Here is a 24,639-nt window from a genome sequence, read left to right on the forward strand (position 1 = left end):
TTAACTTTATAATCCTTATGTTAGAACCCGCCCGCTCCGCGAACAACCGAGTGTTGCAACGGCGTTTTTCAGGCTGGCGTGGTTCTGTCACGAGTCGAAACCGTACGGAAAAAGATGAAAACGATTGAAGTTGACGAAGACCTCTACCGCTATATCGCCAGCCACACGCAACATATCGGCGAGAGCGCCTCTGACATTTTACGGCGGATGCTAAAATTTAATGCCGGTCAAAGCGCGCCTGCGGCAGCGGCGCCGTTAGCCGCTGGCGAGGCGGCGCAAAAAACGATCCAGCCGGTGCGCGCGGAAAACCGCCCGCAGGATCGCGTGCGCGCCGTGCGTGAGCTGCTGCTGTCCGACGAATATGCCGAACAGAAGAAAGCGGTCAATCGCTTTATGATGGTTCTCTCAACCCTCTATCGTCTTGATCCTTCGGCGTTTGCTGAAGCCACTGCCTCGCTGCAGGGCCGTACTCGCGTCTATTTTGCGGGCGACGAGCAAACGCTGTTGCAAAATGGCACCCATACGAAGCCGAAGCATGTCCCCGGCACGCCGTACTGGGTGATCACCAATACCAATACCGGCCGTAAATGCAGCATGGTGGAACACATCATGGTCTCAATGCAGTTCCCGCAGGAGCTGGCAGAGAAAGTTTGCGGCACCATTTAAACTGAAGCGTCAGGGAGAAGCGCCAATGGCCAGTCACCCCCGTGCCGGGCAACCCGCCCAGCAGAGCGATTTGATTAACGTTGCACAGTTAACATCACAGTATTATGTCCTGCAGCCCGACGTGGCGAATCCGGACCATGCGGTGAAATTCGGCACCTCCGGGCATCGCGGCAGCGCAGGACGCCAGAGCTTTAACGAGCACCATATTCTGGCGATCGCGCAGGCCATCGCGGAAGAGCGCAAGAAAAACGGCATTACCGGACCCTGCTATGTCGGTAAAGATACGCACGCGCTCTCTGAGCCGGCGATTCTGTCGGTGCTGGAAGTGCTGGCCGCCAACGGCGTAGACGTCATCGTGCAGCAGGACAACGGCTACACGCCGACGCCAGCTATCTCCAACGCTATCCTTGAGCACAACAAGCAGGGCGGCGCGCAGGCGGACGGCATCGTGATTACGCCGTCGCACAACCCGCCGGAAGATGGCGGCATCAAGTACAACCCGCCGAACGGCGGCCCGGCCGACACCAACGTCACCAAAGTGGTCGAGGATCGCGCCAACCAGCTGATTAAAGCGGGCCTGCAAGAGGTTAAACGTCTGCCGCTGGATCAGGCATGGGCAAGCGGCCGTATCGTCGAGAAAGATCTGATCCAGCCTTACGTAGAAGGGCTGGCGCAGGTGATCGACTTCGCTGCTATCCAGAAAGCGGGCCTGAAGCTGGGCGTCGATCCGCTGGGCGGCTCCGGCATGGAGTACTGGAAGCGCATCGCCGAGCACTACAACCTCGACCTGACCATCGTCAACGACGCCATCGACCAGACCTTCCGCTTTATGCATCTGGATAAAGACGGCGTGGTGCGCATGGACTGCTCTTCTGAATGCGCCATGGCGGGTCTGCTGGCCTATAAAGACAAGTTCGACCTGGCGTTCGGCAACGACCCGGACTATGACCGTCACGGCATCGTGACGCCGGCGGGCCTGATGAACCCGAACCACTATCTGGCCGTGGCCATCAACTACCTGTTCCAGCATCGTCCGCAGTGGGGCAAAGAGGTTGCCGTCGGCAAAACGCTGGTCTCCAGCGCGATGATTGACCGCGTGGTTAACGATATCGGCCGCAAGCTGGTGGAAGTGCCGGTAGGCTTTAAGTGGTTCGTTGACGGCCTGTTCGACGGCAGCTTCGGCTTTGGCGGCGAAGAGAGCGCGGGCGCCTCATTCCTGCGTTTCGACGGCTCCGCCTGGTCGACCGATAAAGACGGCATCATTCTCTGCCTGCTGGCGGCGGAAATCACCGCGGTTACCGGCAAAAACCCGCAGCAGCACTATGACGAGCTGGCTGCGCGCTTCGGCGCGCCGAGCTACAACCGTCTGCAGGCGCCTGCAACTTCTGCGCAGAAAGCGGCGCTGTCGAAGCTGTCGCCGGAGATGGTCAGCGCCGACACCCTGGCGGGCGATCCGATCACCGCGCGCCTGACGGCGGCGCCGGGCAACGGCGCCTCTATCGGCGGTCTGAAAGTGATGACGGAAAACGGCTGGTTCGCCGCGCGTCCGTCAGGCACCGAAGATGCCTACAAGATCTACTGCGAAAGCTTCCTGGGCGCCGAGCATCGCGCGCAGATTGAGAAAGAAGCGGTAGAGATCGTCAGCGAAGTGCTGAAAAACGCCTGATAATATTGAGCTGGCTGGTAAACCAGAGGGTTTTTCAGGCGGCTCAGTATTCAAAACGCGGATGGCATGGACCGAAGAGCAAAGCGTCCCGCGACAGGGAGGTCGCGGGCCGAGCGAGCATGGATGCGTAAAGCGACTTTGCGATCGGCCCATGCCATCCGCGTCTGCACAGTGACACATGCATCAAGCGCCCTCTGGGCGCTTTTTTTATGGCATAAAGCGGTAGCCGATGCCGGTTTCGGTCAGCAGATGCTTCGGCTGCGCCGGATCCGCCTCCAGCTTCTGGCGCAGATGCGCCATATAGATGCGCAGATAGTGGCTGTGCTCGACCGCATTCGGTCCCCAGACCTGGCTCAGTAGCTGGCGCTGCGTCAGCACCTTCCCGACATTGCTCAGCAGCACGCCCAGCAGGCGAAACTCAATCGGCGTCAGATGCACCTCGCCATCGGCGCGCACCACGCGGCGCGCGGCGAGATCGACGCTAACGTCGGCGAAACGGATCACCGGTTCCGGCTGCTGGCCGGGATGACGCCGCAGCGCCACGCGCACGCGCGCCAGCAGTTCGCCAATACCGAAGGGCTTGGTCAGATAGTCGTCTGCGCCGACGTCGAGCGCGTCGATCTTATCCTGCTCGTCCACGCGCGCCGACAGCACAATCACCGGCACGGCGCTCCACTGGCGCAGCTCGCGGATAAAGTCGCGTCCGTCGCCGTCCGGCAGGCCTAAATCGAGGATCACCAGATCGGGCTTGCGCGTCGCCGCCTCAATCAGCCCGCGCTGCAGCGTATCGGCGTCAAACACCTTCAGCGCTTCGCCTTCCAGCGCAAGACGCACAAAGCGCCGGATCTCTTTTTCATCTTCAACGATAAGTACGGTGGCCACGCAGCGGTGCTCCATGCCTGAAAACCTGGCGCTACTGTAGCAGCAAAATATCCGGCTGCGAATTGATCATAAGGCGATCAACCCTTTAACCATTTTGTAACTTACTTTCACTATTATCTGAAGGTGACGCTTAAAAAGGAAAAATAGTGGTCGGATGAGTAGTAAAATTACACAGAGAAGCGTAATATCTGAGCAAGATCACATTTCACTCACCGCTTTAAAGGAGGCCAACCATGTATCAAAAGTATCCCATGTATAAAATTCTGTTGCGTCGTGCGCTGGTTATCCTGCTGGGCGTGGCGGCGCTGCCGGTGATGCTGTTTCGCCAGGATCGGGCGCGCTTCTACAGCTATCTCCATCGCATGTGGTGCAAAACCAGCGCCAAGCCGGTCTGGCTGGCGCAGAGCGAAGCCGCAGGCGGCGTCTTCTGGTAATCCGTCCGCATTGCAAAACAGAGCCCGATTCCCCCATCGGGCTTTGTTGTTTCTGAAGCCCTGTCAAAGAGAAAAGCCTCTCCAGCCCTGGCTTGAGGCTGTTATTCATTCAATTTTCAGCTACACTTAAACCTCTACAAGATTTCGGAGGTTGTACAAGTATGAGCGTAAAAATTCCGTTGGGTATCAGTGCCTGCCTGCTGGGAGAGCAAGTCCGTTTTGACGGCGGTCATAAACGTCTGGCGTTTGCCGTCAACGAGCTTGCACCCTTTGTACGCTTTGAACCGATCTGCCCCGAAATGGCGATAGGCCTGCCGACGCCGCGTCCGGCGCTGCGGCTGGTGAAGCAGGGCGATGAAGAGATCCATCTCTGCTTCAGCAAAGAGGGCGGCGAAGAGCTGACCCAGCAGATGAACGACTGGTCTGCGCAGCGGGTTAAATCGCTGCATCACCTGTGCGGCTACATTCTGTGCGCCAAATCGCCCAGCTGCGGTATGGAGCGCGTGCGCGTCTATGAACCCGACACCAATAACAACCGTAAAGCGGGTATGGGACTGTTCGCCGAAAAGCTCAAGGCGGAGATGCCCTGGCTGCCGATGGAAGAGGATGGTCGGCTGCACGATCCGGCGCTGCGCGAAAACTTCGTCGGACGCATCTGCGCGCTGCACGAGTTTAACCAGATGTGGCAGCGCGGGCTTACGCGCGCGCAGCTTATCGCCTTCCACAGCCGCTACAAGCTGCTGATGCTGGCGCATTCGCAGGAGAAATACCGCGAGCTCGGCCCGTTCGTCGCCTCGATGAGCCAGTGGGATTCGCTGGAAGCCTTCGCCTTTGAATACCGTAACCGCATGATGGAACTGCTGTCGCAGCCCGCCTCGCGTCGCAACCACACCAACGTGCTGATGCATGCGCAGGGCTATTTCCGTCGTCAGCTCAGCTCCCCGCAGCGTCAGGAGCTGGCGGAACTGATCGATCGCTACCGCTGCGGCGTGCAGCCGCTGCTGGCGCCGATCACCATGCTTAAGCACTACATGTCGCAGTATCCGCATCCCTGGCTGACGCAGCAGCGCTACTTCGATCCCTACCCGGAGGCGCTGCGACTGCGCTACGGCCAGTAAGATGCGCACTCATTTAGTCTGGCTGCGTAACGACTTACGCGTGAACGATAACCTGGCGCTGAGCGCCGCCTGCCGCGATCCCGACGCAAAGGTGATCGCGCTGTTTATCGCCACGCCGCAGCAGTGGCGTCAGCACGATATGGCGCCAAAACAGGCGGCTTTTATCTACGACAGCCTGCTCGAACTGCAGCAGGCGCTGGCCGATCGCGGCATTACGCTGTTTACGCAGGCGTGCGACGATTTCGCCGCGTCGATCGATCTGCTGAGCGCCTTCTGCGAAAAGCACCGCGTCGATGCGTTGTTTTACAACTACCAGTATGAGCTGAACGAGCGCAAGCGCGACGCCGAGGCGGAAAAACGCCTCGATAAGGCGGGCGTGGTCTGCCAGGGCTTCGACGACAGCCTGCTGCTGCCGCCGGGCAGCGTACAGACCGGCGACGGCAAGATGTACAAAGTCTATACCCCGTTCAGCAAAGCTTTTGTGCGGCGGCTGCAGCAGGCGCTGCCGGAGTGCGTCGCCGCGCCGAAACCGCGCGGCGACGGCGCCATTAAGGCGGGGGCCGCGCCAGCGCACTTCGACTATCCCATGGAAGAGTATGACCGCGAACGCTTCCCGCCTGGCGAGCGTGCGGCGCTGGAGCGGCTGCGCCATTTCGCCCGCCAGCCGATCGTCGACTACAGCACGGCGCGCGATACGCCAGCGGTAGACGGCACCAGCCGCCTCTCGGTCTATCTCGCCACCGGCGTGCTGTCGCCGCGTCAGTGTCTGCATCGCGTGCTGAAAGAGCACCCGCGCGCGCTGGAGGAGAGCAACCTTTTCACCTGGCTCAACGAGCTAATCTGGCGCGAGTTTTATCGTCATCTGATGGTGGCGTTTCCGGCGCTTTGCAGGCATCAGCCTTTTGTCGAATGGACGCGCCACGTTGACTGGCAGCGCAACGACGCGCACTTCGCCGCGTGGCAGGCGGGCAAAACCGGCTATCCCATCGTGGATGCGGCGATGCGGCAGATGAAAGCGCTGGGCTGGATGCATAACCGGCTGCGCATGATCGCCGCCAGCTTTCTGGTGAAGGATCTGCTGATCGACTGGCGCGAAGGGGAGCGTTACTTCATGCAAAACCTGATCGACGGCGATCTGGCGGCCAACAACGGCGGCTGGCAGTGGGCGGCGTCGACCGGCACCGATCCGGTGCCGTACTTCCGCATCTTTAACCCGACGACGCAGGGCGAACGCTTCGATCGTCAGGGCGAATTTATCCGCCAGTGGCTGCCGGAGCTAAAAGAGGTGCCGGACAGTGATATTCATCAGCCGCAGCGCTGGGCGGAGAAAAACCACAAGAGACTCGATTATCCGTCGCCAATCGTGGAACATAAGCAGGCCCGTAAAAAGACATTAGACGCCTTTGTGCGCGCGAAAAACGCAGCCTGAGGCGGCATGGAGCCGTTATGAATCATTACGAACTGGAACAGATCGTCAATCAGCAGCTAAACAGCGGCGCCTTCAGCGACTATGCGCCGAACGGCCTGCAGGTTGAGGGACGAACCGAAGTTAAAACCCTGATCACCGGCGTGACCGCCAGCCAGGCGCTGGTGGATGAGGCCGTGTCGCGCAACGCCGATGCGATTCTGGTGCATCACGGCTATTTCTGGAAAAGCGAGCCGGCGGTCATCAAAGGCATGAAGCGCAACCGCCTGCGCGCGCTGCTGGCGAACGATATCAATCTCTACGGCTGGCATCTGCCGCTCGACGCCCATCCGACGCTGGGCAATAACGCTCAGCTGGCGAAGCTGCTGGATATCGACGTGAAAGGCGAGGTGCAGCCGCTGGTCTTCTGGGGCGAGCTGGCCACGCCGCTGAGCGGCGAGGCGCTGGCGCAGCGCATCGAAGAAAAACTGGGCCGCACGCCGCTGCACTGCGGCGACAACGCGCCGGCGCAGATCCGTCGCGTCGCCTGGTGCAGCGGCGGCGGCCAGGGATTTATCGACAGCGCGGCTGCCTTCGGCGTCGATGCCTTTATCACCGGCGAAGTCTCCGAGCAGACCATCCACAGCGCTCGCGAACAGGGGCTTCACTTCTTCGCCGCCGGCCATCACGCCACCGAACGCGGCGGAATCAAAGCGCTGGGCGAGTGGCTGGCCAGCGAGCATGGCCTGGACGTCACCTTTATCGATATTCCCAATCCCGCCTGATTATTCTCCTCCCGTGCGCCCGCTTTCGGGCGCAAATCTGTTGACAGCGTTCTGACACTTTCGCATAACTATTCGCTTTGTTCTGATAATCAGCAGCCGCCGCGCGCGTTGCGCAGCGGAAAAGTGGAGGTGGAATTTGCAACGAGCACGATGTTATCTGCTTGGCGAACAGGCGGTGGTGCTGGAGCTTGAACCACCGGTATCGCTGCAAAGCCAGCAGCGCATTTGGGGATTAACGCAGCATCTGCAGCAGCATGAGCAGGTGGCGGAAGTGATTCCAGGCATGAACAACATCACGCTGCTGCTGCGCGACCCGCAGCAGAACGCGCTGGACGCCATCGAACATCTGCAGCGCTGGTGGGAAGAGAGCGAGGCGCTGGAGGCGACGTCGCGGCTGGTAGAGATCCCGGTGATCTACGGCAACGACGCCGGGCCGGATCTACAGGTGGTGGCTGACCACGCCGGCCTGACGCCGCAGCAGGTGGTGGAGCTGCACAGCAGCATCGACTACGTGGTCTATTTTATCGGCTTTCAGCCGGGATTCCCCTATCTGGGCGGCCTTGACGACCGTCTCCACACGCCGCGTCGCGCCGAACCGCGCGTCAGCGTGCCGGCCGGCTCGGTGGGCATCGGCGGCAGCCAGACCGGCATCTATCCGCTCGCCACGCCGGGCGGCTGGCAGCTGCTGGGGCGAACGCCCGTCGCGCTGTTTAATCCGCGTCAGCAGCCGCCGACGCTGCTGCGTCCCGGCGACAGCGTGCGCTTTGTGCCGCAAAAGGAGGGAGTATGTTGAGGATCCTGCGCGCCGGACTGGCGACCACGCTTCAGGACAGCGGCCGTACCGGCTGGCGGCAGTCGGGCATCAGCGTCGGCGGGGTGCTCGACCTGCCTGCGATGCGCACCGCCAACCTGCTGGTCGGCAACGCGCCAGACAGCGCGGTGCTGGAGATTGTGCTTGGCCAGTTCAAGGCTGAATTTATGCGCGACGGCTGGTTCGCCCTGACCGGCGCCGCCTGCAATGCCGAACTGGACGATAAACCGGTCTGGACCGGCTGGCGGCTGCCGGTGAGGAAAGGGCAGGTGCTGACGCTCTCCATGCCGCTGCACGGCATGCGCAGCTATCTGGCGATTCACGGCGGCTTCGACGTCGCACCGATGCTCGGCTCTCTCAGCACCGATCTGAAAGCGGGCTTCGGCGGCTGGGAAGGACGCAAGCTGGAAGATGGCGACCGTTTGCCGCTCGGCAAGCCGACGCAGCACTTTACGCGCAAAGCGGGCGTCCGCCAGCTGCTGTGGGGCAACCGCATCCGCGCGCTGCCGGGGCCGGAATATCACGAGTTCAGCCGCGAGGCGCAGCAGGCCTTCTGGCGCACCCCCTGGATGCTGAGTCCGCAGAGCAACCGTATGGGCTACCGTTTGCAGGGGCCGGAGCTAAAGCGCGAAACCGCGCGTGAGCTGCTGTCGCACGGGCTGGTGCCCGGCGTGGTGCAGGTGCCGCCGAACGGCCAGCCGATCGTGCTGATGGCCGATGCGCAGACCACCGGCGGCTATCCGCGCATCGCCTGCGTGATCGACGCCGATCTCTATCAGCTGGCGCAGATCCGTCTGGGCGAGCCGATTCACTTTCTCCAGTGTTCGCTGCCGGTCGCGATGCAGGCCCGCATGCATCAGCGGCGCGCGCTGGAGCATATGGCATGGGGACTTGCGAATGAAAATTGATTTGAACGCCGATCTCGGCGAAGGCGGCGACAGCGATCGCGCGCTGCTGCAGCTGGTCAGCTCGGCCAATATCGCCTGCGGCTTTCATGCCGGCGACGCGCAGACCATGCTGCAGTCGGTGCGCTGGGCGAAAGAATTCGGCGTCGCCATCGGCGCGCATCCCAGCTTCCCGGATCGCGAGAACTTCGGCCGCACCGCCATGCAGCTGCCGCCGGAAACGGTCTATGCGCAGATGATCTATCAGATCGGCGCGCTGAAAAGCCTGGCGGAGAGTGAAGGCGAGCGGCTGGCGCACGTGAAGCCGCACGGCATGCTCTATAACCAGGCGGCGGTCGACGCGACGCTGGCGGACGCCATCGCGCGCGCGGTCAAGGCGATCGACTCGGATCTGATCCTGGTCGGGCTGGCGGGCAGCGAGTCGATACGCGCCGCCGCGCGCCACGGGCTGCGCACGCGCGAAGAGGTCTTCGCCGATCGCGGCTACCTCAGCAGCGGCGCGCTGGTGCCGCGCAGCCAGCCGGGCGCGATGATTGAAGAAGAGGCGCGCGCTATCCAGCAGACGCTGACCATGGTGAAAGAGGGAAGGGTAGAGAGCGTCAGCGGCGAGTGGGTCGCGGTTAACGCGCAGACCGTGTGTCTGCACGGCGACGGCGCGCACGCGCTGCTGTTTGCAGAGCGCCTGCGCGACCTCTTCGCCGCCGAGCAGATCGCCGTCACCAGCGCCTGAATTTTCATTTTTTGCCCGGCCTCGCAGCCGGGCGTTTTCAACATAAGGGTAAACATGGATAACGTGATAAACCTCTGGCCGCTTCTGGGCATTGCGGCAATCGTCGTCGGCTTTCTGCTGCGCTTCAATCCGGTGCTGGTGGTGATTGTCGCCGGCTTCGTCACCGGCTTTGCCGCGCTGATGCCGCTGGGCGATATTCTGGAAAAACTGGGCGCGGGCTTTCTCAATACCCGCAATCTGCCGCTGATCCTGCTGCTGCCGCTGGCCGTTATCGGCCTGCTGGAGCGGCACGGCCTGAAAGAGCGCGCGCAGGCCTGGATCGCGCAGATCAAAACCGCCACCGCCGGCCGCCTGCTGATCGTCTATCTCTTTGTGCGCGAGGTGACGGCGGCGCTCGGCCTGACCAGCCTCGGCGGTCATCCGCAGATGGTGCGTCCGCTGCTGGCCCCGATGGCGGAAGGCGCGACCGAAAACCGCTATGGCGAGGTATCGCCGGAGGTGCGGCATCGTCTGCGCGCCATGTCGGCGGCGACGGATAACGTCGGGCTTTTCTTCGGCGAAGATATTTTCGTCGCCTTCGGCGCGATTATCTTTATGCACAACTTTATGCTGGAGTCGGCCAATATTCAGACCGAGCCGCTGCATATCGCCGTCTGGGGCATCCCTACCGCCGTGGCGGCCTTTCTAATCCACTCGGCGCGCCTGGTGCGCCTCGACCGCAAGCTGGCGCGCGAGCTGCAGGCGCTGAACGGCGACGCGCTGAAAGCGAAAGGAGGTCGCTAATGTTTCAACAACAGTATCTGATGTGGCTGGCTGGCCTGATTCTGCTGGTGGTCGCCGTGCTCTCCTGGCGCGATGCGCATAATCCACGCCGCTTCACCACCGGCCTATTCTGGGCGCTCTACGGGCTGATTTTTCTGGTCGGCGACTGGACCACGCAGCTGATGAGCGCGCTGTTCGGCACCACGGAGCTGGGCACGCGCTATCTGCACATCGGCGTCGGCGTGCTGGTGGTGGCGATGGCGTTGATCGCCGGCTGCGGCGGCGTGCGCCTCGGACGCTATCATCAGCGCAGCGACGAGAAGAAGCAGGTTAGCGCCCGCCGCCTCGGCAACCGGCTTTTCCTGCCCGCGCTGGCGATTCCGGTGGTAACGGTCATTGGCGTGCTCGCCTTTAACCATATTCCCGGCCTGCAGGAAGCGGTATTCGGCGCAGGCAACCATTCGACGCTGGTGACGCTCTTCTCCATGATGATCGGCTGTCTGCTTGGCTGGCTGATTGCGCTGAAGATGACGCACGAGAAGCCGGTGCAGTCGATGCAGGAGACGCGACGCCTGCTGGATGCCATCGGCTGGGCCTTTATCCTGCCGCAAATTCTCGCCACCCTTGGCCTGCTCTTCACCAGCGCCGGCGTCGGCAGCGCCATTTCCCATCTTACGGAGAACTATCTGGCGGTCGATAACCGCTTTGTCGCCGTCACGGTCTACGCCGTCGGCATGGCGCTGCTGACCATGGTGATGGGCAACGCCTTCGCCGCGTTCCCGATTATTACCGCCGGCGTCGGCATTCCAATTCTGGTGCTGCAGCATCATGGCGATCCCGCCGTGATGGCGGCGATCGGCATGTTCTCAGGCTACTGCGGCACGCTGATGACGCCGATGGCGGCCAACTTCAATATCGTGCCCGCCGCGCTGCTGGAGCTGCCGGACCGCAACGCGGTGATCAAGGCTCAGGTGCCGACCGGTGTGCTACTGTTAATCGTTAACGTGTTTTTGCTCTATTTCCTGATGTTCCGGTGAGGTCAGTATGAAGACGGTATTAGTCACGGCGTTCGAGCCTTTCGGCGGCGAAACGATTAATCCCTCGTGGGAAGCGGTGCGCGCGCTCGAAGGCAAAGCGATCGGCGGCGCGCGCATCGTGGCGCGTCAGCTGCCGGTGGTCTTTAGCGACGTGCTCGGCGTGCTCTATGCCGCCATGGATGAAGTCGAGCCCGATTTGATTCTCTCGGTCGGCCAGGCGGGTGGGCGCAGCGATATCACCGTCGAGCGCATCGGCATTAACGTCGACGACGCGCGCATCGCCGATAACGCGGGGCAGCAGCCGGTGGACGAGCCGATTGTGGCGGACGGCCCGGCGGGCTATTTCTCCACGCTGCCGATTAAGGCGATTGTCGCCGCGGTGCGCACGGCCGGAATCCCCGCGTCGGTGTCGCAAACCGCCGGCACCTTTACCTGCAATCGCGTGATGTACGGTCTGCTGCACCGGCTGCATTCTCAGGGCAACCGCGTGCGCGGCGGCTTCGTGCATATTCCCTATCTGCCGGAGCAGGCGGCGCAGCATCCCGGCGCGCCGAGCATGGCGCGCGATCACGTGATGCAGGCGCTGGAGATCGCCATTCGCGTCTCGCTGGAGACGGAAACGGACCTGAAAGTCGGCGGCGGCGCCACGCACTAAGAGGACGACTATGCCTGAAGGACCGGAGATCCGCCGCGCGGCGGATCAGCTTGAAGAAGCGATTGTCGGCAAGCCGTTGACGGACGTCTGGTTTGCCTTTCCCGCACTCAAAACTTACGAGCCCGCGCTGCTGGGCGAGCAGGTCAACGCCATCGAGACGCGCGGCAAAGCGCTGCTGACGCACTTTTCCAACGGTCTGACGCTCTACAGCCATAATCAGCTGTACGGCGTCTGGCGGGTGGTGGAGAGCGGCACGGTGCCGGAAACCAAACGTCAGCTGCGCGTGCGGCTGGCGGTCGCCGATCGCGCCATTCTGCTCTACAGCGCCTCCGATATCGAACTGCTGAACGCCGAGTCGCTGGCGGCGCATCCGTTTTTAAACCGCGTCGGCCCCGACGTGCTCGATGCGCAGCTTGACGTGGCGACGGTGCGCGAGCGGCTGCTGTCGCCGCGTTTTCGCCGCCGTCAGTTCAGCGGGCTGCTGCTCGATCAGGCGTTTCTGGCGGGGCTGGGCAACTATCTGCGCGTGGAGATCCTCTGGCAGGCGGGTCTGCTGGCGCAGCATCGCGCGCAGGATTTAACGGATGAGCAGCTTGACCTGCTCAGCGAGGCGCTGCTGGCGATACCGCGTCACTCCTACCGGATGCGCGGCACGATGAAGAAGTACCATCACGGCGCGGCGTTTCGCTTTGAGGTGTTTCATCGGCAGGGCAAGAAGTGCCGGCGCTGCGGCGAGATTATTCAGAAGGGAACGCTGTCGTCGCGGCCGTTTTACTGGTGTCCGGGCTGTCAGCACTAAAAGGGCACGGCCTGTTGCTACAGACGACTTAAAAGCTAGAGGAGTGGGTAGCCAGACCCGAGGAGCAAAGCGTCCCACGCCAGGGATGGCGTGGGCCGAGCGAGCAGGGATGCGAAAAGCGACTTTGCGATCGGACCCGGTTACCCGCGATTGGCACCAGGCTTTCAGGCGACTGAAGCCTGTTGCTCCTAATCATCACCAAACCCATAAAAAAAGCGGAGATTTCTCTCCGCTTTTTTTTATTGGGCAAAATCTGAATTATTTCTTCAGCGCAGACGTAAACTCACGCTCGGTATAGCCGGTATAAAGCTGACGCGGACGCGCGATTTTCATCCCTTCGTCATGCATCTCTTTCCAGTGGGCGATCCAGCCGACGGTGCGCGCCATGGCGAAGATCACGGTAAACATCGAAGACGGAATACCCATCGCTTTCAGAATAATGCCGGAGTAAAAATCGACGTTCGGATAGAGTTTACGCTCGATAAAGTAGGGGTCGTTCAGCGCGATATGCTCCAGCTCCATCGCCACTTCCAGCAGGTCATCCTTCATGCCCAGCTCGTTCAGCACTTCGTGACAGGTCTCGCGCATCACGGTGGCGCGCGGGTCGTAGTTCTTGTACACGCGGTGACCGAAGCCCATCAGGCGGAAAGAGTCGTTTTTGTCTTTCGCGCGGCGCACAAATTCCGGAATATGCTCAACGGTACTGATCTCTTCCAGCATACGCAGGGTCGCTTCGTTTGCGCCGCCGTGCGCCGGTCCCCACAGCGAGGCGATGCCCGCGGCGATACAGGCGAACGGGTTGGCGCCGGACGAGCCTGCGGTGCGCACGGTAGAAGTAGAGGCGTTCTGCTCATGGTCGGCGTGCAGGATCAGAATACGGTCCATCGCGCGTTCCAGCACCGGGTTCACCTTGTACTCTTCACACGGAGTGGCGAACATCATATGCAGGAAGTTGCCGGCGTAGGAGAGATCGTTGCGCGGATAAACGAAAGGCTGACCAATAGAATATTTGTAACACATCGCCGCCATGGTCGGCATCTTCGACAGCAGACGGAACGCGGCGATTTCACGGTGACGCTCGTTATTCACATCCAGCGAATCGTGATAGAAGGCAGCCAGCGCGCCGGTCACGCCGCACATCACCGCCATTGGGTGGGAGTCGCGACGGAAGCCGTGGAACAGACGGGTAATCTGCTCATGGATCATGGTATGGCGGGTTACGGTCTCGCGGAACTCTTCAAACTGCTTCTGCGTCGGCGCTTCGCCGTTCAACAGGATATAGCACACTTCCAGATAGTTAGAGTGGGTCGCCAACTGATCGATAGGGAAGCCGCGATGCAGCAGAATGCCTTCATCGCCGTCGATAAAGGTGATTTTGGATTCGCATGACGCTGTAGAGGTGAAACCCGGGTCAAAGGTGAAAAGGCCGCTGGAGCCCAGGGCGCGGACATCAACCACATCCTGCCCAAGGGTGCCTTGCAGCACGTCCAGCTCAAGAGCGGTGTCATCTTGTAGGGTTAGCGTCACTTTTTTATCTGTCATTTTCGTCTCCATAGCGCCTTATGTAAGTATGGATCTTAGACACCTGAAAAGCGGTCATGTTGCGGTCGCCATTAACTTCACAATAACACTCTGCGGTAACAGCGCGGGTGCAGGGTACAGAGTGAGAGGCGTGTCCCGGCAGGGAACCTGGCAGTCATGAAATTCTGCATATCGCGGTTGTTAAAGATCCGGTCTGGACATAACTTTCTGGTAATCAACAACCTGTTGTTTTAGGGTGCTCATAACCAGAATGTTACATAACTTGTGCTTAGGGGAAAGTGTATCCCCATAACTTTTGTGCATCACTGGGGTTTGATGCCCTAGTTTGTAACTGAATTGTTGAACTTTTGTCAAATCAGATAATTAAATTTGTATTAAATGTGAAATTCGTGAGTCGGATCACTGTTTCACCCAAATGTACCCAAAGAGATTGTAGGGTAATTGTAATAAGAATGTGATCGTCCTATACTGCCGCCAGGTCTCCGGAAACCCCCTGACACCAGGAGCCACCCAGCGTTTCTACCGCGTCAATTAACACTGGATGTTGCTGATTTGGTGACGGTTAAAGTCTGAACACACCTGTGATTCGACTCCGCCTCAGGGACCGGAGGAAGCAAAATAAAAAAGAGCTGTGTGGGCAAAACCGTGAAAAAACAAAGACCTGTCAACTTGGATCTCTCGACGATCCGGTTTCCCGTTACTGCAATATCGTCCATTCTCCACCGCGTTTCCGGCGTCATAACCTTTGTGGCTCTCGGTATCCTGCTCTGGTTGCTGGGCACTTCTCTCTCTTCCCCGGAAGGTTTCCAGCACGCTGCCGCCATTATGGATAGCTTCTTCGTGAAGTTTATTCTCTGGGGCATCCTTACCGCGCTGGCATTCCACACGGTGGGCGGGATTCGTCATATGTTGATGGACTTTGGTTACCTTGCTGAGACGCTGGCTATCGGCCGCCAATCTGCGTGGGTCACCTTCGGCATTACTGTCGTGCTTTCAATCCTGGCAGGAGTTCTCGTATGGTAAGCAATGCATCCGCGTTGGGCCGCAACGGCATTCAGGACTGGCTGCTGCTGCGCGCTTCGGCAATCCTCATTACGCTCTACATCCTCTACATCGTGGGCTTTATCGCCCTGACCGACACGCTGACCTATGATGTCTGGCGCGGCTTCTTCGCCTCGTCGTTCACCAAAGTGTTCACTCTGCTGACGCTGTTCTCGATTCTGATCCACGGCTGGATTGGAATGTGGCAAGTGCTGACCGACTACGTAAAAGGTCTGGCCGTGCGTCTGATTCTGCAGTTTGCGATTGTGATCGCGCTGTTGTCGTATGCAATTTATGGAACTGTTGTGGTGTGGGGTGTGTAAATGAATTTGCCAGTCAGAGAATTTGATGCCGTGGTGATCGGCGCAGGCGGCGCGGGAATGCGCGCCGCACTGCAAATCTCCCAGTCGGGCCAGAGCTGCGCCCTGCTGTCGAAAGTCTTCCCGACCCGTTCCCACACCGTGTCTGCGCAGGGCGGTATTACCGTCGCGCTCGGCAACACCCATGAAGACAACTGGGAATGGCATATGTACGACACCGTCAAAGGTTCCGACTATATCGGCGACCAGGACGCGATCGAATATATGTGCAAAACCGGCCCGGAAGCGATTCTGGAGCTGGAACATATGGGGCTGCCGTTCTCCCGTCTGGAGGATGGCCGCGTTTATCAGCGTCCGTTCGGCGGCCAGTCGAAAAACTTCGGCGGCGAGCAGGCGGCACGCACCGCGGCGGCGGCGGACCGTACCGGTCACGCGCTCCTGCATACGCTCTATCAGCAGAACCTGAAAAACAAAACCACCATCTTCTCCGAATGGTATGCGCTCGACCTGGTGAAAAATCAGGACGGCGCCATCGTCGGCTGTACGGCGATCTGCATTGAAACCGGCGAAACCGTCTACTTCAAAGCCAAAGCGACCATTCTGGCGACCGGCGGCGCCGGCCGTATCTATCAGTCGACCACCAACGCCCACATCAATACCGGCGACGGCGTCGGCATGGCGCTGCGCGCAGGCGTGCCGGTGCAGGATATGGAGATGTGGCAGTTCCATCCGACCGGCATCGCCGGCGCCGGCGTGCTGGTGACCGAAGGGTGCCGCGGCGAAGGCGGTTATCTGCTGAACAAACATGGCGAGCGCTTTATGGAGCGTTACGCGCCGAACGCCAAAGATCTGGCGGGCCGCGACGTGGTCGCGCGCTCCATGATGATCGAAATCCGCGAAGGCCGCGGCTGCGACGGTCCGTGGGGCCCGCACATTAAACTGAAGCTCGATCACCTGGGCGCTGAAGTGCTGGAGTCGCGTCTGCCGGGCATCCTTGAGCTGTCGCGCACCTTCGCGCACGCCGATCCGATCAAAGAGCCGATTCCGGTGATCCCGACCTGTCACTATATGATGGGCGGCATTCCGACCAAAGTGACCGGCCAGGCGCTGCGCGTCAACGCGCAGGGCGAAGATGAAGTGATCCCCGGCCTGTTCGCCGTCGGCGAAATCGCCTGCGTCTCGGTGCACGGCGCCAACCGTCTCGGCGGCAACTCGCTGCTGGACCTGGTGGTATTCGGCCGCGCGGCCGGCGTGCATCTGATGGAGTGCATCGAACAGCAGGGTCCGCTGCGCGACGCCACGCTGGATGAAATCGACGCCGCCATGGCGCGCTTCAACCGCTGGGAAAGCAACACCACCGGCGAAGATCCGGTAGAAATTCGTAAAGCGCTGCAGCGCTGCATGCAGAACAACTTCTCAGTATTCCGCGAAGGCGATGCGATGAAGCAGGGTCTGGAAGAGCTGAAACAGATTCGCGAGCGTCTGAAATCAGCCCGTCTGGATGACCGTTCACCGGACTTCAATACCCAGCGTATTGAGTGCCTGGAGCTGGATAACCTGATGGAAACGGCTTACGCCACGGCGGTTGCGGCGAACTTCCGCACCGAGAGCCGCGGCGCGCACAGTCGATTCGACTTCCCGGATCGCGATGATGAAAACTGGTTGTGCCACAGTCTCTACGTCCCCGAAACCGAGAGCATGACGCGCCGCGAGGTGAACATGCAGCCGAAACTGCGCGCGGCCTTCCCGCCGAAAGTGCGTACCTACTAATAGCGGAGACGATCATGAAACTCGAGTTTTCAATTTATCGCTACAATCCTGAAGTCGACGCCGCGCCGCGCATGCAGGATTACACGCTGGAATCGGAAGACGGCCGCGACATGATGCTGCTGGACGCGCTTATCCGGCTGAAAGAGAAAGATCCGACGCTGGCGTTTCGTCGCTCCTGCCGCGAAGGCGTGTGCGGCTCCGACGGCCTCAATATGAACGGCAAAAATGGCCTGGCGTGCATCACGCCGGTGTCGGCGCTGGGCAACGGCACGAAGAAGATCGTTATTCGTCCGCTGCCGGGCCTGCCGGTGGTTCGCGACCTGGTCGTGGATATGGGGCAATTCTACGCGCAGTATGAGAAGATTAAGCCTTACCTGTTGAATAATGGAGAGAATCCGCCGGCGCGCGAACATCTGCAGTCGCCTGCCGAGCGCGAGCATCTGGATGGTTTGTACGAGTGTATTCTCTGCGCCTGCTGCTCGACCTCCTGTCCGTCGTTCTGGTGGAACCCGGACAAGTTCGTCGGGCCTGCGGGTCTGCTGGCCGCGTATCGCTTCCTGATCGACAGCCGCGACACCGAAACTGAAGCGCGTCTGGACAATCTGAACGACGCTTTCAGCGTTTTCCGCTGTCACAGTATTATGAACTGTGTGAGCGTGTGTCCGAAAGGGCTGAACCCGACGCGCGCCATCGGCCATATCAAGTCGATGCTGCTGCAGCGGGGCGCGTAAAACAGTATCCGTCCGGGAACCTCAGGTTCCCGGCGTTTTACGGAAGCCTTGCTAAGCGCGGCGACGCCACGCTTAGCAAGGTTCCCTTACGGGCAGGGCGCGTGTGAGCGCACAGGCTCGTATCGCTGAACTCACTACGGCAAACCGCGAAAGCGGCAACAAATGAAACCTCAAAAAAGCATAGTAATGCTTAAGGGATCACAATGCAGAACAGCGCGATGAAGCCCTGGCTGGACTCCTCCTGGCTGGCCGGCGCGAACCAGTCTTACATAGAGCAACTCTATGAGGATTTCCTGACCGATCCGGACTCTGTCGATGCAGTGTGGCGCACGATGTTCCAACAGCTGCCGGGCACCGGCGTGAAACCTGAACAGTTTCACTCCACCACGCGCGAATACTTTCGTCGCCTGGCGAAAGATGCATCTCGTTACACCTCCACCGTCTCCGATCCGGCCGCCAATTCAAAGCAGGTTAAAGTCCTGCAGCTGATTAACGCCTTCCGTTTTCGCGGCCATCAGCATGCGAATCTCGACCCGCTTGGCCTGTGGAAGCAGGATCGCGTCGCTGACCTCGATCCCGCTTTTCACGATCTGACCGACGCCGATTTTCAGGAAAGCTTTAACGTAGGCTCTTTCGCCATCGGCAAAGAGACCATGAAGCTGGCTGACCTCTTCGATGCGCTGCAGCAGACCTATTGCGGCTCTATCGGCGCAGAGTACATGCACATCAACAACACCGAAGAGAAGCGCTGGATCCAGCAGCGTCTTGAATCGGCGGCGGGCCGTGCAGCTTTTAGCAGCGAAAAGAAAAAAGGTTTCCTGAAAGAGCTGACCGCAGCGGAAGGGCTGGAAAAATACCTGGGCGCGAAATTCCCGGGCGCGAAACGCTTCTCGCTGGAGGGCGGCGACGCGCTGATCCCGATGCTGCGCGAAATGATCCGCCACGCGGGCAAGAGCGGCACGCGCGAAGTGGTGCTGGGTATGGCGCACCGCGGTCGCCTTAACGTGCTGATCAACGTGCTGGGCAAAAAGCCGCAGGATCTCTTCGACGAGTTCTCCGGCAAGCATAAAGATCACCTCGGCACCGGCGACGTGAAATACCATATGGGCTTCTCGTCTGACGTTGAGACCGAGGGCGGCCTGGTGCATCTGGCGCTGGCGTTTAACCCGTCGCATCTGGAAATCGTCAGCCCGGTGGTTATGGGCTCGGTGCGCGCGCGTCTCGATCGTCTCGATTCGCCGGGCAGCAACCAGGTACTGCCGATCACCATCCACGGCGACGCCGCGGTTATCGGCCAGGGCGTGGTGCAGGAAACCCTGAACATGTCTCAGGCGCGCGGCTATGAAGTCGGCGGCACCGTCCGTATCGTGATCAACAACCAGGTGGGCTTTACCACCTCCAACCCGCGCGACGCCCGTTCGACGCCGTACTGTACCGATATCGGTAAAATGGTGCTGGCGCCGATCTTCCACGTCAATGCGGACGACCCGGAAGCGGTGGCCTTTGTCACGCGTCTGGCGCTCGACTATCGCAACACCTTCAAGCGCGACGTCTTTATCGACCTGGTTTGCTACCGCCGTCACGGCCATAACGAAGCCGACGAGCCGAGCGCGACCCAGCCGCTGATGTATCAGAAGATCAAAAAGCATCCGACGCCGCGTAAGCTCTATGCCGATCGCCTGGCGGCGGAAGGCTCCGCCAGCGCGGAAGATGCGACCGAGATGGTCAATCTCTATCGCGACGCGCTGGACGCGGGCGAATGCGTGGTGGCCGAATGGCGTCCGATGAGCCTGCACTCCTTTACCTGGTCGCCTTACCTCAACCATGAGTGGGATGAGAGCTACCCGGCCACCGTCGAACCGAAACGTCTGCAGGAGCTGGCGCGCCGCATCAGCCAAATCCCCGACGCGGTCGAAGTGCAGGCGCGCGTAGCGAAAATCTACAACGACCGTAAAGAGATGGCCGAAGGCAACAAGCCCTTCGACTGGGGCGGCGCCGAGAATCTGGCCTACGCCACGCTAGTGGATGAGGGCATTCCGGTGCGTCTCTCCGGCGAAGACTCCGGTCGCGGCACCTTCTTCCACCGTCATGCGGTGATCCACAACCAGGCTAACGGTTCGACCTATACGCCGCTGCACCATATCCATAATGGACAGGGCCAGTTTAAGGTGTGGGACTCCGTGCTGTCGGAAGAGGCGGTGCTGGCGTTCGAATATGGCTACGCCACCGCAGAGCCGCGCACCCTGACTATCTGGGAAGCGCAGTTCGGCGACTTCGCCAACGGCGCGCAGGTGGTGATCGACCAGTTCATCAGCTCCGGCGAGCAGAAGTGGGGTCGTATGTGCGGCCTGGTGATGCTGCTGCCGCACGGCTACGAAGGCCAGGGCCCGGAACACTCCTCCGCGCGTCTGGAGCGTTACCTGCAACTCTGCGCCGAGCAGAACATGCAGGTGTGCGTGCCCTCCACGCCGGCGCAGGTTTACCACATGCTGCGTCGTCAGGCGCTGCGCGGTATGCGCCGTCCGCTGATCGTGATGTCGCCGAAGTCGCTGCTGCGTCATCCGCTGGCGATCTCGTCGCTGGACGAGCTGGCCAACGGCAGCTTCCAGCCCGCTATCGGCGAAATCGACGCGCTCGATCCGCAGCAGGTGAAACGCGTGGTGCTCTGCTCCGGCAAGGTCTACTACGATCTGCTGGAACAGCGCCGCAAAAACGAGCAGACCGATGTCGCCATCGTGCGCATCGAGCAGCTCTATCCGTTCCCGCATAAAGCGGTGCAGGATGCGTTAAAAGATTATGCCCATGTGCAGGATTTCGTCTGGTGTCAGGAAGAGCCGCTGAATCAGGGCGCATGGTATTGTAGCCAGCATCACTTCCGCGAAGTGGTTCCGTTTGGCGCGTCGCTGCGCTATGCGGGCCGTCCGGCCTCCGCTTCGCCGGCCGTGGGCTATATGTCCGTACATCAACAACAGCAGCAAGACCTGGTTAATGACGCGCTGAACCTTGGTTAATTTAAAAGGAAAGATAATGAGTAGCGTAGATATTCTCGTTCCCGACCTGCCTGAATCCGTTGCCGATGCCACCGTGGCAACCTGGCACAAAAAACCAGGCGATGCGGTAAGCCGCGACGAAGTGCTGGTAGAGATCGAAACAGACAAAGTGGTACTGGAAGTGCCGGCCCAGGCTGACGGCGTGCTTGAAGCCGTGCTGGAAGATGAAGGCGCGACCGTTACGTCGCGTCAGATTCTGGGTCGCCTGAAAGAGGGCAACAGCGCTGGCAAAGAGACCAGCGCCAAAGCCGAAGCCAACGAGTCCACGCCGGCGCAGCGCCAGACCGCGTCGCTGGAAGAAGAGAGCAACGATGCGCTGAGCCCGGCCATTCGTCGCCTGATCGCTGAACACGATCTCGACGCGACGCAGATTAAAGGCAGCGGCGTCGGCGGTCGTATTACGCGCGAAGATGTGGAAAAGCATCTGGCGAACAAACCTGCCGCGGCCAAAGCCGCGCCGGCCGCCGCTGAAGCTGCGCCGCAGCCAGCCGTCGCCAACCGCAGCGAAAAACGCGTGCCGATGACCCGTCTGCGCAAGCGCGTGGCCGAGCGTCTGCTGGAAGCGAAGAACAGCACCGCCATGCTGACCACCTTCAACGAAGTGAACATGAAGCCGATCATGGATCTACGCAAGCAGTACGGCGATTCCTTCGAGAAGCGTCACGGCGTGCGTCTGGGCTTTATGTCCTTCTACCTTAAGGCTGTGGTGGAAGCGCTGAAGCGTTTCCCGGAAGTGAACGCCTCAATCGACGGCGAAGATGTGGTGTATCACAACTACTTCGACGTCAGCATCGCCGTCTCCACGCCGCGCGGCCTGGTGACCCCGGTGCTGAAAGATGTCGACGCGCTGAGCATGGCGGACATCGAGAAGAAAATCAAAGAGCTGGCGGTGAAAGGCCGTGACGGCAAGCTGACGGTCGACGAGCTGACCGGCGGCAACTTCACCATCACCAACGGCGGCGTTTTCGGCTCGCTGATGTCGACGCCGATCATCAACCCGCCGCAGAGCGCCATCCTGGGCATGCACGCCATCAAAGATCGTCCGATGGCGGTCAATGGTCAGGTCGTGGTGCTGCCGATGATGTATCTGGCGCTCTCCTACGATCACCGCTTGATCGACGGCCGTGAATCGGTCAGCTATCTGGTGGCGGTGAAAGAGCTGCTGGAAGATCCGGCACGTCTGCTGCTGGACGTCTGATTTTTGCCGGGCGCGCCGACGAAACGCGCGCCCAACCTTATTACTCTTTTCAGACCTGAATGGATAGAACATCATGAACTTACACGAATACCAGGCGAAACAGCTGTTTGCACGGTATGGTATGCCGGCACCCACCGGCTACGCCTGCACTACGCCACGCGAAGCGGAAGAAGCGGCCTCTAAAATTGGTTCTGGCCCGTGGGTAGTAAAATGTCAGGTTCATGCCGGCGGACGCGGTAAAGCGGGCGGCGTGAAAGTGGTTAACAGCAAAGAAGAGATTCGCGCTTTCGCTGAACACTGGCTGGGCAAACGCCTGGTGACCTATCAAACTGACGCCGACGGCCAGCCGGTAAACCAGATTCTGGTTGAAGCGGCCACCGACATCGATCAGGAACTCTATCTGGGCGCGGTGGTAGACCGTGCGACCCGTCGCGTGGTCTTTATGGCCTCGACCGAAGGCGGCGTTGAGATTGAGAAAGTGGCGGAAGAGACCCCGCACCTGATCCACAAAATGGCGCTCGATCCGCTGACCGGTCCGCAGCCTTACCAGGGCCGCGAGCTGGCGTTCAAACTCGGCCTGACAGGCAAGCAGGTCAGCCAGTTCACGAAAATCTTTATGGGCCTGGCGACGCTGTTCCTGGAGCGCGACCTGGCGCTGGTTGAGATCAACCCGCTGGTGATCACTAAGCAGGGCGATCTGGTCTGCCTCGACGGCAAGCTGGGCGTGGACGGCAACGCGCTGTTCCGTCAGCCGGAGCTGCGCGAAATGCGCGATCCGAGCCAGGAAGATCCGCGCGAAGCGCACGCTACGCAGTGGGAACTGAACTACGTCGCGCTGGAAGGCAATATCGGCTGTATGGTTAACGGCGCAGGTCTGGCGATGGGCACCATGGACATCGTTAAGCACCACGGCGGCCAGCCGGCCAACTTCCTCGACGTGGGCGGCGGCGCGACCAAAGAGCGCGTTACCGAAGCCTTTAAAATCATCCTTTCCGACGATGCGGTGAAAGCGGTATTCGTTAACATCTTCGGCGGCATCGTGCGCTGCGACCTGATTGCCGACGGCATCATCGGCGCGGTGGCGGAAGTCGGCGTCAACGTGCCGGTCGTGGTGCGTCTGGAAGGAAACAACGCTGAGCTGGGCGCACAGAAACTGGCGGACAGCGGACTGAACATCATTGCAGCAACCAGCCTGACAGACGCGGCACAGCGCGTCGTTGCGGCTGCGGAGGGGAAATAATGTCTATTCTGATCGACAAAAACACTAAAGTGATTTGCCAGGGTTTTACTGGCGGTCAGGGTACGTTCCACTCTGAGCAGGCGCTGGCTTACGGCACGCAGCTGGTTGGCGGCGTGACGCCGGGCAAAGGCGGCACCACCCATCTCGGCCTGCCGGTGTTCAACACCGTGCGCGAAGCGGTAGAAGCCACCGGCGCGACGGCGACCGTGATCTACGTTCCGGCGCCGTTCTGTAAAGACGGCATCCTGGAAGCGATTGATGCCGGCATCAAGCTGATCATCACCATCACCGAAGGCATCCCGACGCTGGATATGCTGACGATCAAAGTGAAGCTGGATGAAGCGGGCGTGCGTATGATCGGCCCGAACTGTCCGGGCGTGATCACCCCAGGCGAATGCAAAATCGGCATCATGCCGGGTCACATCCATCAGCCAGGCCGCGTCGGCATCGTGTCGCGCTCCGGCACCCTGACCTATGAAGCGGTGAAGCAGACCACGGATATCGGCTACGGCCAGTCGACCTGCGTCGGCATCGGCGGCGACCCGATCCCAGGCTCCAACTTCATCGACATCCTGAAAATGTTCCAGGATGATCCGCAGACCGAAGCGATCGTCATGATCGGTGAGATCGGCGGCAGCGCGGAAGAAGAGGCGGCGGCGTTCATTAAAGAGCACGTCACCAAACCGGTTGTTGGCTATATCGCAGGCGTAACCGCGCCGAAAGGCAAGCGTATGGGCCATGCGGGCGCCATCATCGCCGGCGGCAAAGGCACGGCGGACGAGAAGTTCGCTGCGCTGGAAGCGGCAGGCGTGAAAACCGTGCGCAGCCTCGCCGATATCGGCGACGCGGTGAAAGCGGTGCTGCCAGCAAAATAAGCGCGCACGCATCAGCTATCAGGCCACCCTCTGGGGTGGCTTTTTTTTTGCCAGCAGAGAGAGAGCAGGGCGCTGAACGCGTTATTTAAGCACGGGAAGAAGGCGGTAGCTTTTTAAAGGGGAGGTTAAAAAGTGAAATTAAAGGTAATGCTTTTCTTAATTACGTCATCGCGCGATGACAACTAATTAACAATATTCTTAAGGCTACATATCTGAA

Annotated in this window: 23 protein-coding genes; 21 read left to right on the forward strand and 2 right to left on the reverse strand. The window is 60.3% G+C overall.

Features of this window, described 5'->3' with window-relative positions:
• The first annotated feature begins 114 nt into the window (after nt 1-114).
• Nucleotides 115-666, forward strand: coding sequence for a replication initiation negative regulator SeqA (gene seqA, locus AC6I7Z_RS06030; protein WP_497813502.1), 552 nt, complete (start codon nt 115-117; stop codon nt 664-666).
• A gap of 25 nt (nt 667-691) precedes the next feature.
• Entirely contained in the window at nt 692-2,332 is a 1,641-nt protein-coding gene (gene pgm, locus AC6I7Z_RS06035) for a phosphoglucomutase (alpha-D-glucose-1,6-bisphosphate-dependent) (protein WP_048786927.1), read from the forward strand.
• A 207-nt stretch (nt 2,333-2,539) separates the two neighbouring features.
• On the opposite strand, the gene kdpE is transcribed toward pgm, so the two are convergent.
• Nucleotides 2,540-3,214 (reverse strand): two-component system response regulator KdpE, encoded by a 675-nt coding sequence (gene kdpE, locus AC6I7Z_RS06040; protein WP_497813503.1) that lies wholly within the window; start codon nt 3,212-3,214, stop codon nt 2,540-2,542.
• 233 nt (nt 3,215-3,447) lie between these two features.
• Between kdpE and AC6I7Z_RS06045 the strand changes: the two genes are divergently transcribed.
• From AC6I7Z_RS06045 to nei, 11 genes are all read left to right on the forward strand, one after another.
• Nucleotides 3,448-3,648, forward strand: coding sequence for a YbfA family protein (locus AC6I7Z_RS06045; protein WP_497813504.1), 201 nt, complete (start codon nt 3,448-3,450; stop codon nt 3,646-3,648).
• Nucleotides 3,649-3,809: 161 nt separating this feature from the next.
• Entirely contained in the window at nt 3,810-4,766 is a 957-nt protein-coding gene (locus tag AC6I7Z_RS06050; protein WP_497813505.1) for a YbgA family protein, read from the forward strand.
• A gap of 1 nt (nt 4,767) precedes the next feature.
• Nucleotides 4,768-6,195 (forward strand): deoxyribodipyrimidine photo-lyase, encoded by a 1,428-nt coding sequence (phrB, locus tag AC6I7Z_RS06055; RefSeq protein ID WP_497813506.1) that lies wholly within the window; start codon nt 4,768-4,770, stop codon nt 6,193-6,195.
• Nucleotides 6,196-6,212: 17 nt separating this feature from the next.
• Nucleotides 6,213-6,956, forward strand: a complete 744-nt coding sequence (locus AC6I7Z_RS06060) for a type 2 GTP cyclohydrolase I (protein ID WP_497813507.1) — start codon at nt 6,213-6,215, stop codon at nt 6,954-6,956.
• A 136-nt stretch (nt 6,957-7,092) separates the two neighbouring features.
• The gene (pxpB, locus tag AC6I7Z_RS06065) at nt 7,093-7,749 is read left to right on the forward strand and encodes a 5-oxoprolinase subunit PxpB (RefSeq protein WP_497813508.1); all 657 of its coding nucleotides are present in this window, start codon (nt 7,093-7,095) and stop codon (nt 7,747-7,749) included.
• Nucleotides 7,743-8,675, forward strand: a complete 933-nt coding sequence (pxpC, locus tag AC6I7Z_RS06070; protein WP_497813509.1) for a 5-oxoprolinase subunit PxpC — start codon at nt 7,743-7,745, stop codon at nt 8,673-8,675. The genes pxpB and pxpC overlap by 7 nt, the downstream gene beginning before the upstream one ends.
• A complete protein-coding gene (gene pxpA / locus AC6I7Z_RS06075) occupies nt 8,665-9,402 on the forward strand; it encodes a 5-oxoprolinase subunit PxpA (protein WP_497813510.1) in 738 nt (245 codons plus the stop codon). Before pxpC ends, pxpA begins: the two co-directional genes overlap by 11 nt.
• Nucleotides 9,403-9,456: 54 nt before the next feature.
• Nucleotides 9,457-10,185 carry a DUF969 domain-containing protein gene (locus tag AC6I7Z_RS06080; protein ID WP_497813511.1) on the forward strand — a complete coding sequence of 243 codons (729 nt, stop codon included), beginning with the start codon at nt 9,457-9,459 and terminating at the stop codon, nt 10,183-10,185.
• The gene (locus AC6I7Z_RS06085; protein WP_497813512.1) at nt 10,185-11,201 is read left to right on the forward strand and encodes a DUF979 domain-containing protein; all 1,017 of its coding nucleotides are present in this window, start codon (nt 10,185-10,187) and stop codon (nt 11,199-11,201) included. Before AC6I7Z_RS06080 ends, AC6I7Z_RS06085 begins: the two co-directional genes overlap by 1 nt.
• 7 nt (nt 11,202-11,208) lie before the next feature.
• Nucleotides 11,209-11,856, forward strand: a complete 648-nt coding sequence (pcp, locus tag AC6I7Z_RS06090; RefSeq protein ID WP_497813513.1) for a pyroglutamyl-peptidase I — start codon at nt 11,209-11,211, stop codon at nt 11,854-11,856.
• 10 nt (nt 11,857-11,866) lie between these two features.
• Complete coding sequence (nei, locus tag AC6I7Z_RS06095) at nt 11,867-12,655, forward strand: endonuclease VIII (RefSeq protein ID WP_497813514.1); 789 nt, start codon at nt 11,867-11,869, stop codon at nt 12,653-12,655.
• 258 nt (nt 12,656-12,913) lie between these two features.
• Here nei and AC6I7Z_RS06100 read toward each other — a convergent pair whose 3' ends face one another.
• Nucleotides 12,914-14,197: a citrate synthase gene (locus tag AC6I7Z_RS06100; RefSeq protein WP_033751723.1), complete on the reverse strand. Its 1,284-nt coding sequence runs from the start codon at nt 14,195-14,197 to the stop codon at nt 12,914-12,916.
• Nucleotides 14,198-14,830: 633 nt separating this feature from the next.
• On the opposite strand from AC6I7Z_RS06100, the gene sdhC reads away from it, so the two are divergent.
• The 8 genes from sdhC to sucD all read left to right on the forward strand — a co-directional run bounded on the left by sdhC (nt 14,831) and on the right by sucD (nt 24,422).
• A complete protein-coding gene (gene sdhC / locus AC6I7Z_RS06105) occupies nt 14,831-15,220 on the forward strand; it encodes a succinate dehydrogenase cytochrome b556 subunit (RefSeq protein WP_033751718.1) in 390 nt (129 codons plus the stop codon).
• Nucleotides 15,214-15,561 (forward strand): succinate dehydrogenase membrane anchor subunit, encoded by a 348-nt coding sequence (gene sdhD / locus AC6I7Z_RS06110; RefSeq protein ID WP_497813515.1) that lies wholly within the window; start codon nt 15,214-15,216, stop codon nt 15,559-15,561. Before sdhC ends, sdhD begins: the two co-directional genes overlap by 7 nt.
• Nucleotides 15,562-17,328 carry a succinate dehydrogenase flavoprotein subunit gene (sdhA, locus tag AC6I7Z_RS06115; RefSeq protein WP_497813516.1) on the forward strand — a complete coding sequence of 589 codons (1,767 nt, stop codon included), beginning with the start codon at nt 15,562-15,564 and terminating at the stop codon, nt 17,326-17,328. It abuts the gene before it with no gap.
• A gap of 14 nt (nt 17,329-17,342) precedes the next feature.
• Nucleotides 17,343-18,059, forward strand: coding sequence for a succinate dehydrogenase iron-sulfur subunit (locus tag AC6I7Z_RS06120; RefSeq protein ID WP_033788969.1), 717 nt, complete (start codon nt 17,343-17,345; stop codon nt 18,057-18,059).
• 203 nt (nt 18,060-18,262) lie between these two features.
• On the forward strand, nt 18,263-21,070 hold the full coding sequence (gene sucA / locus AC6I7Z_RS06125) for a 2-oxoglutarate dehydrogenase E1 component (protein WP_497813517.1): 2,808 nt from the start codon (nt 18,263-18,265) through the stop codon (nt 21,068-21,070).
• A gap of 16 nt (nt 21,071-21,086) precedes the next feature.
• Nucleotides 21,087-22,307, forward strand: coding sequence for a 2-oxoglutarate dehydrogenase complex dihydrolipoyllysine-residue succinyltransferase (gene odhB / locus AC6I7Z_RS06130; RefSeq protein ID WP_048786914.1), 1,221 nt, complete (start codon nt 21,087-21,089; stop codon nt 22,305-22,307).
• Between the two features lie 73 nt (nt 22,308-22,380).
• A complete protein-coding gene (gene sucC, locus AC6I7Z_RS06135; RefSeq protein ID WP_033788974.1) occupies nt 22,381-23,547 on the forward strand; it encodes an ADP-forming succinate--CoA ligase subunit beta in 1,167 nt (388 codons plus the stop codon).
• Nucleotides 23,547-24,422 carry a succinate--CoA ligase subunit alpha gene (sucD, locus tag AC6I7Z_RS06140; protein ID WP_033751698.1) on the forward strand — a complete coding sequence of 292 codons (876 nt, stop codon included), beginning with the start codon at nt 23,547-23,549 and terminating at the stop codon, nt 24,420-24,422. The genes sucC and sucD overlap by 1 nt, the downstream gene beginning before the upstream one ends.
• Nucleotides 24,423-24,639 lie beyond the last annotated feature (217 nt).

It is taken from the genome of Pantoea sp. X-Soil-MYKO-1289, from assembly GCF_059730625.1.

Bases quoted from the DNA above. Each gene is read 5' to 3' on its own strand.
- pxpC (WP_497813509.1), top strand. From the start codon at position 7,743: ATGTTGAGGATCCTGCGCGCCGGACTGGCGACCACGCTTCAGGACAGC.
- seqA (WP_497813502.1), top strand. From the start codon at position 115: ATGAAAACGATTGAAGTTGACGAAGACCTCTACCGCTATATCGCCAGC.
- AC6I7Z_RS06080 (WP_497813511.1), top strand. From the start codon at position 9,457: ATGGATAACGTGATAAACCTCTGGCCGCTTCTGGGCATTGCGGCAATC.
- phrB (WP_497813506.1), top strand. From the start codon at position 4,768: ATGCGCACTCATTTAGTCTGGCTGCGTAACGACTTACGCGTGAACGAT.
- pxpA (WP_497813510.1), top strand. From the start codon at position 8,665: ATGAAAATTGATTTGAACGCCGATCTCGGCGAAGGCGGCGACAGCGAT.
- AC6I7Z_RS06045 (WP_497813504.1), top strand. From the start codon at position 3,448: ATGTATCAAAAGTATCCCATGTATAAAATTCTGTTGCGTCGTGCGCTG.
- sucA (WP_497813517.1), top strand. From the start codon at position 18,263: ATGCAGAACAGCGCGATGAAGCCCTGGCTGGACTCCTCCTGGCTGGCC.
- AC6I7Z_RS06060 (WP_497813507.1), top strand. From the start codon at position 6,213: ATGAATCATTACGAACTGGAACAGATCGTCAATCAGCAGCTAAACAGC.
- sucC (WP_033788974.1), top strand. From the start codon at position 22,381: ATGAACTTACACGAATACCAGGCGAAACAGCTGTTTGCACGGTATGGT.
- AC6I7Z_RS06120 (WP_033788969.1), top strand. From the start codon at position 17,343: ATGAAACTCGAGTTTTCAATTTATCGCTACAATCCTGAAGTCGACGCC.
- sdhA (WP_497813516.1), top strand. From the start codon at position 15,562: ATGAATTTGCCAGTCAGAGAATTTGATGCCGTGGTGATCGGCGCAGGC.
- sdhD (WP_497813515.1), top strand. From the start codon at position 15,214: ATGGTAAGCAATGCATCCGCGTTGGGCCGCAACGGCATTCAGGACTGG.
- pgm (WP_048786927.1), top strand. From the start codon at position 692: ATGGCCAGTCACCCCCGTGCCGGGCAACCCGCCCAGCAGAGCGATTTG.
- nei (WP_497813514.1), top strand. From the start codon at position 11,867: ATGCCTGAAGGACCGGAGATCCGCCGCGCGGCGGATCAGCTTGAAGAA.
- AC6I7Z_RS06085 (WP_497813512.1), top strand. From the start codon at position 10,185: ATGTTTCAACAACAGTATCTGATGTGGCTGGCTGGCCTGATTCTGCTG.
- pcp (WP_497813513.1), top strand. From the start codon at position 11,209: ATGAAGACGGTATTAGTCACGGCGTTCGAGCCTTTCGGCGGCGAAACG.
- AC6I7Z_RS06050 (WP_497813505.1), top strand. From the start codon at position 3,810: ATGAGCGTAAAAATTCCGTTGGGTATCAGTGCCTGCCTGCTGGGAGAG.
- odhB (WP_048786914.1), top strand. From the start codon at position 21,087: ATGAGTAGCGTAGATATTCTCGTTCCCGACCTGCCTGAATCCGTTGCC.
- AC6I7Z_RS06100 (WP_033751723.1), bottom strand. From the start codon at position 14,197: ATGACAGATAAAAAAGTGACGCTAACCCTACAAGATGACACCGCTCTT.
- sucD (WP_033751698.1), top strand. From the start codon at position 23,547: ATGTCTATTCTGATCGACAAAAACACTAAAGTGATTTGCCAGGGTTTT.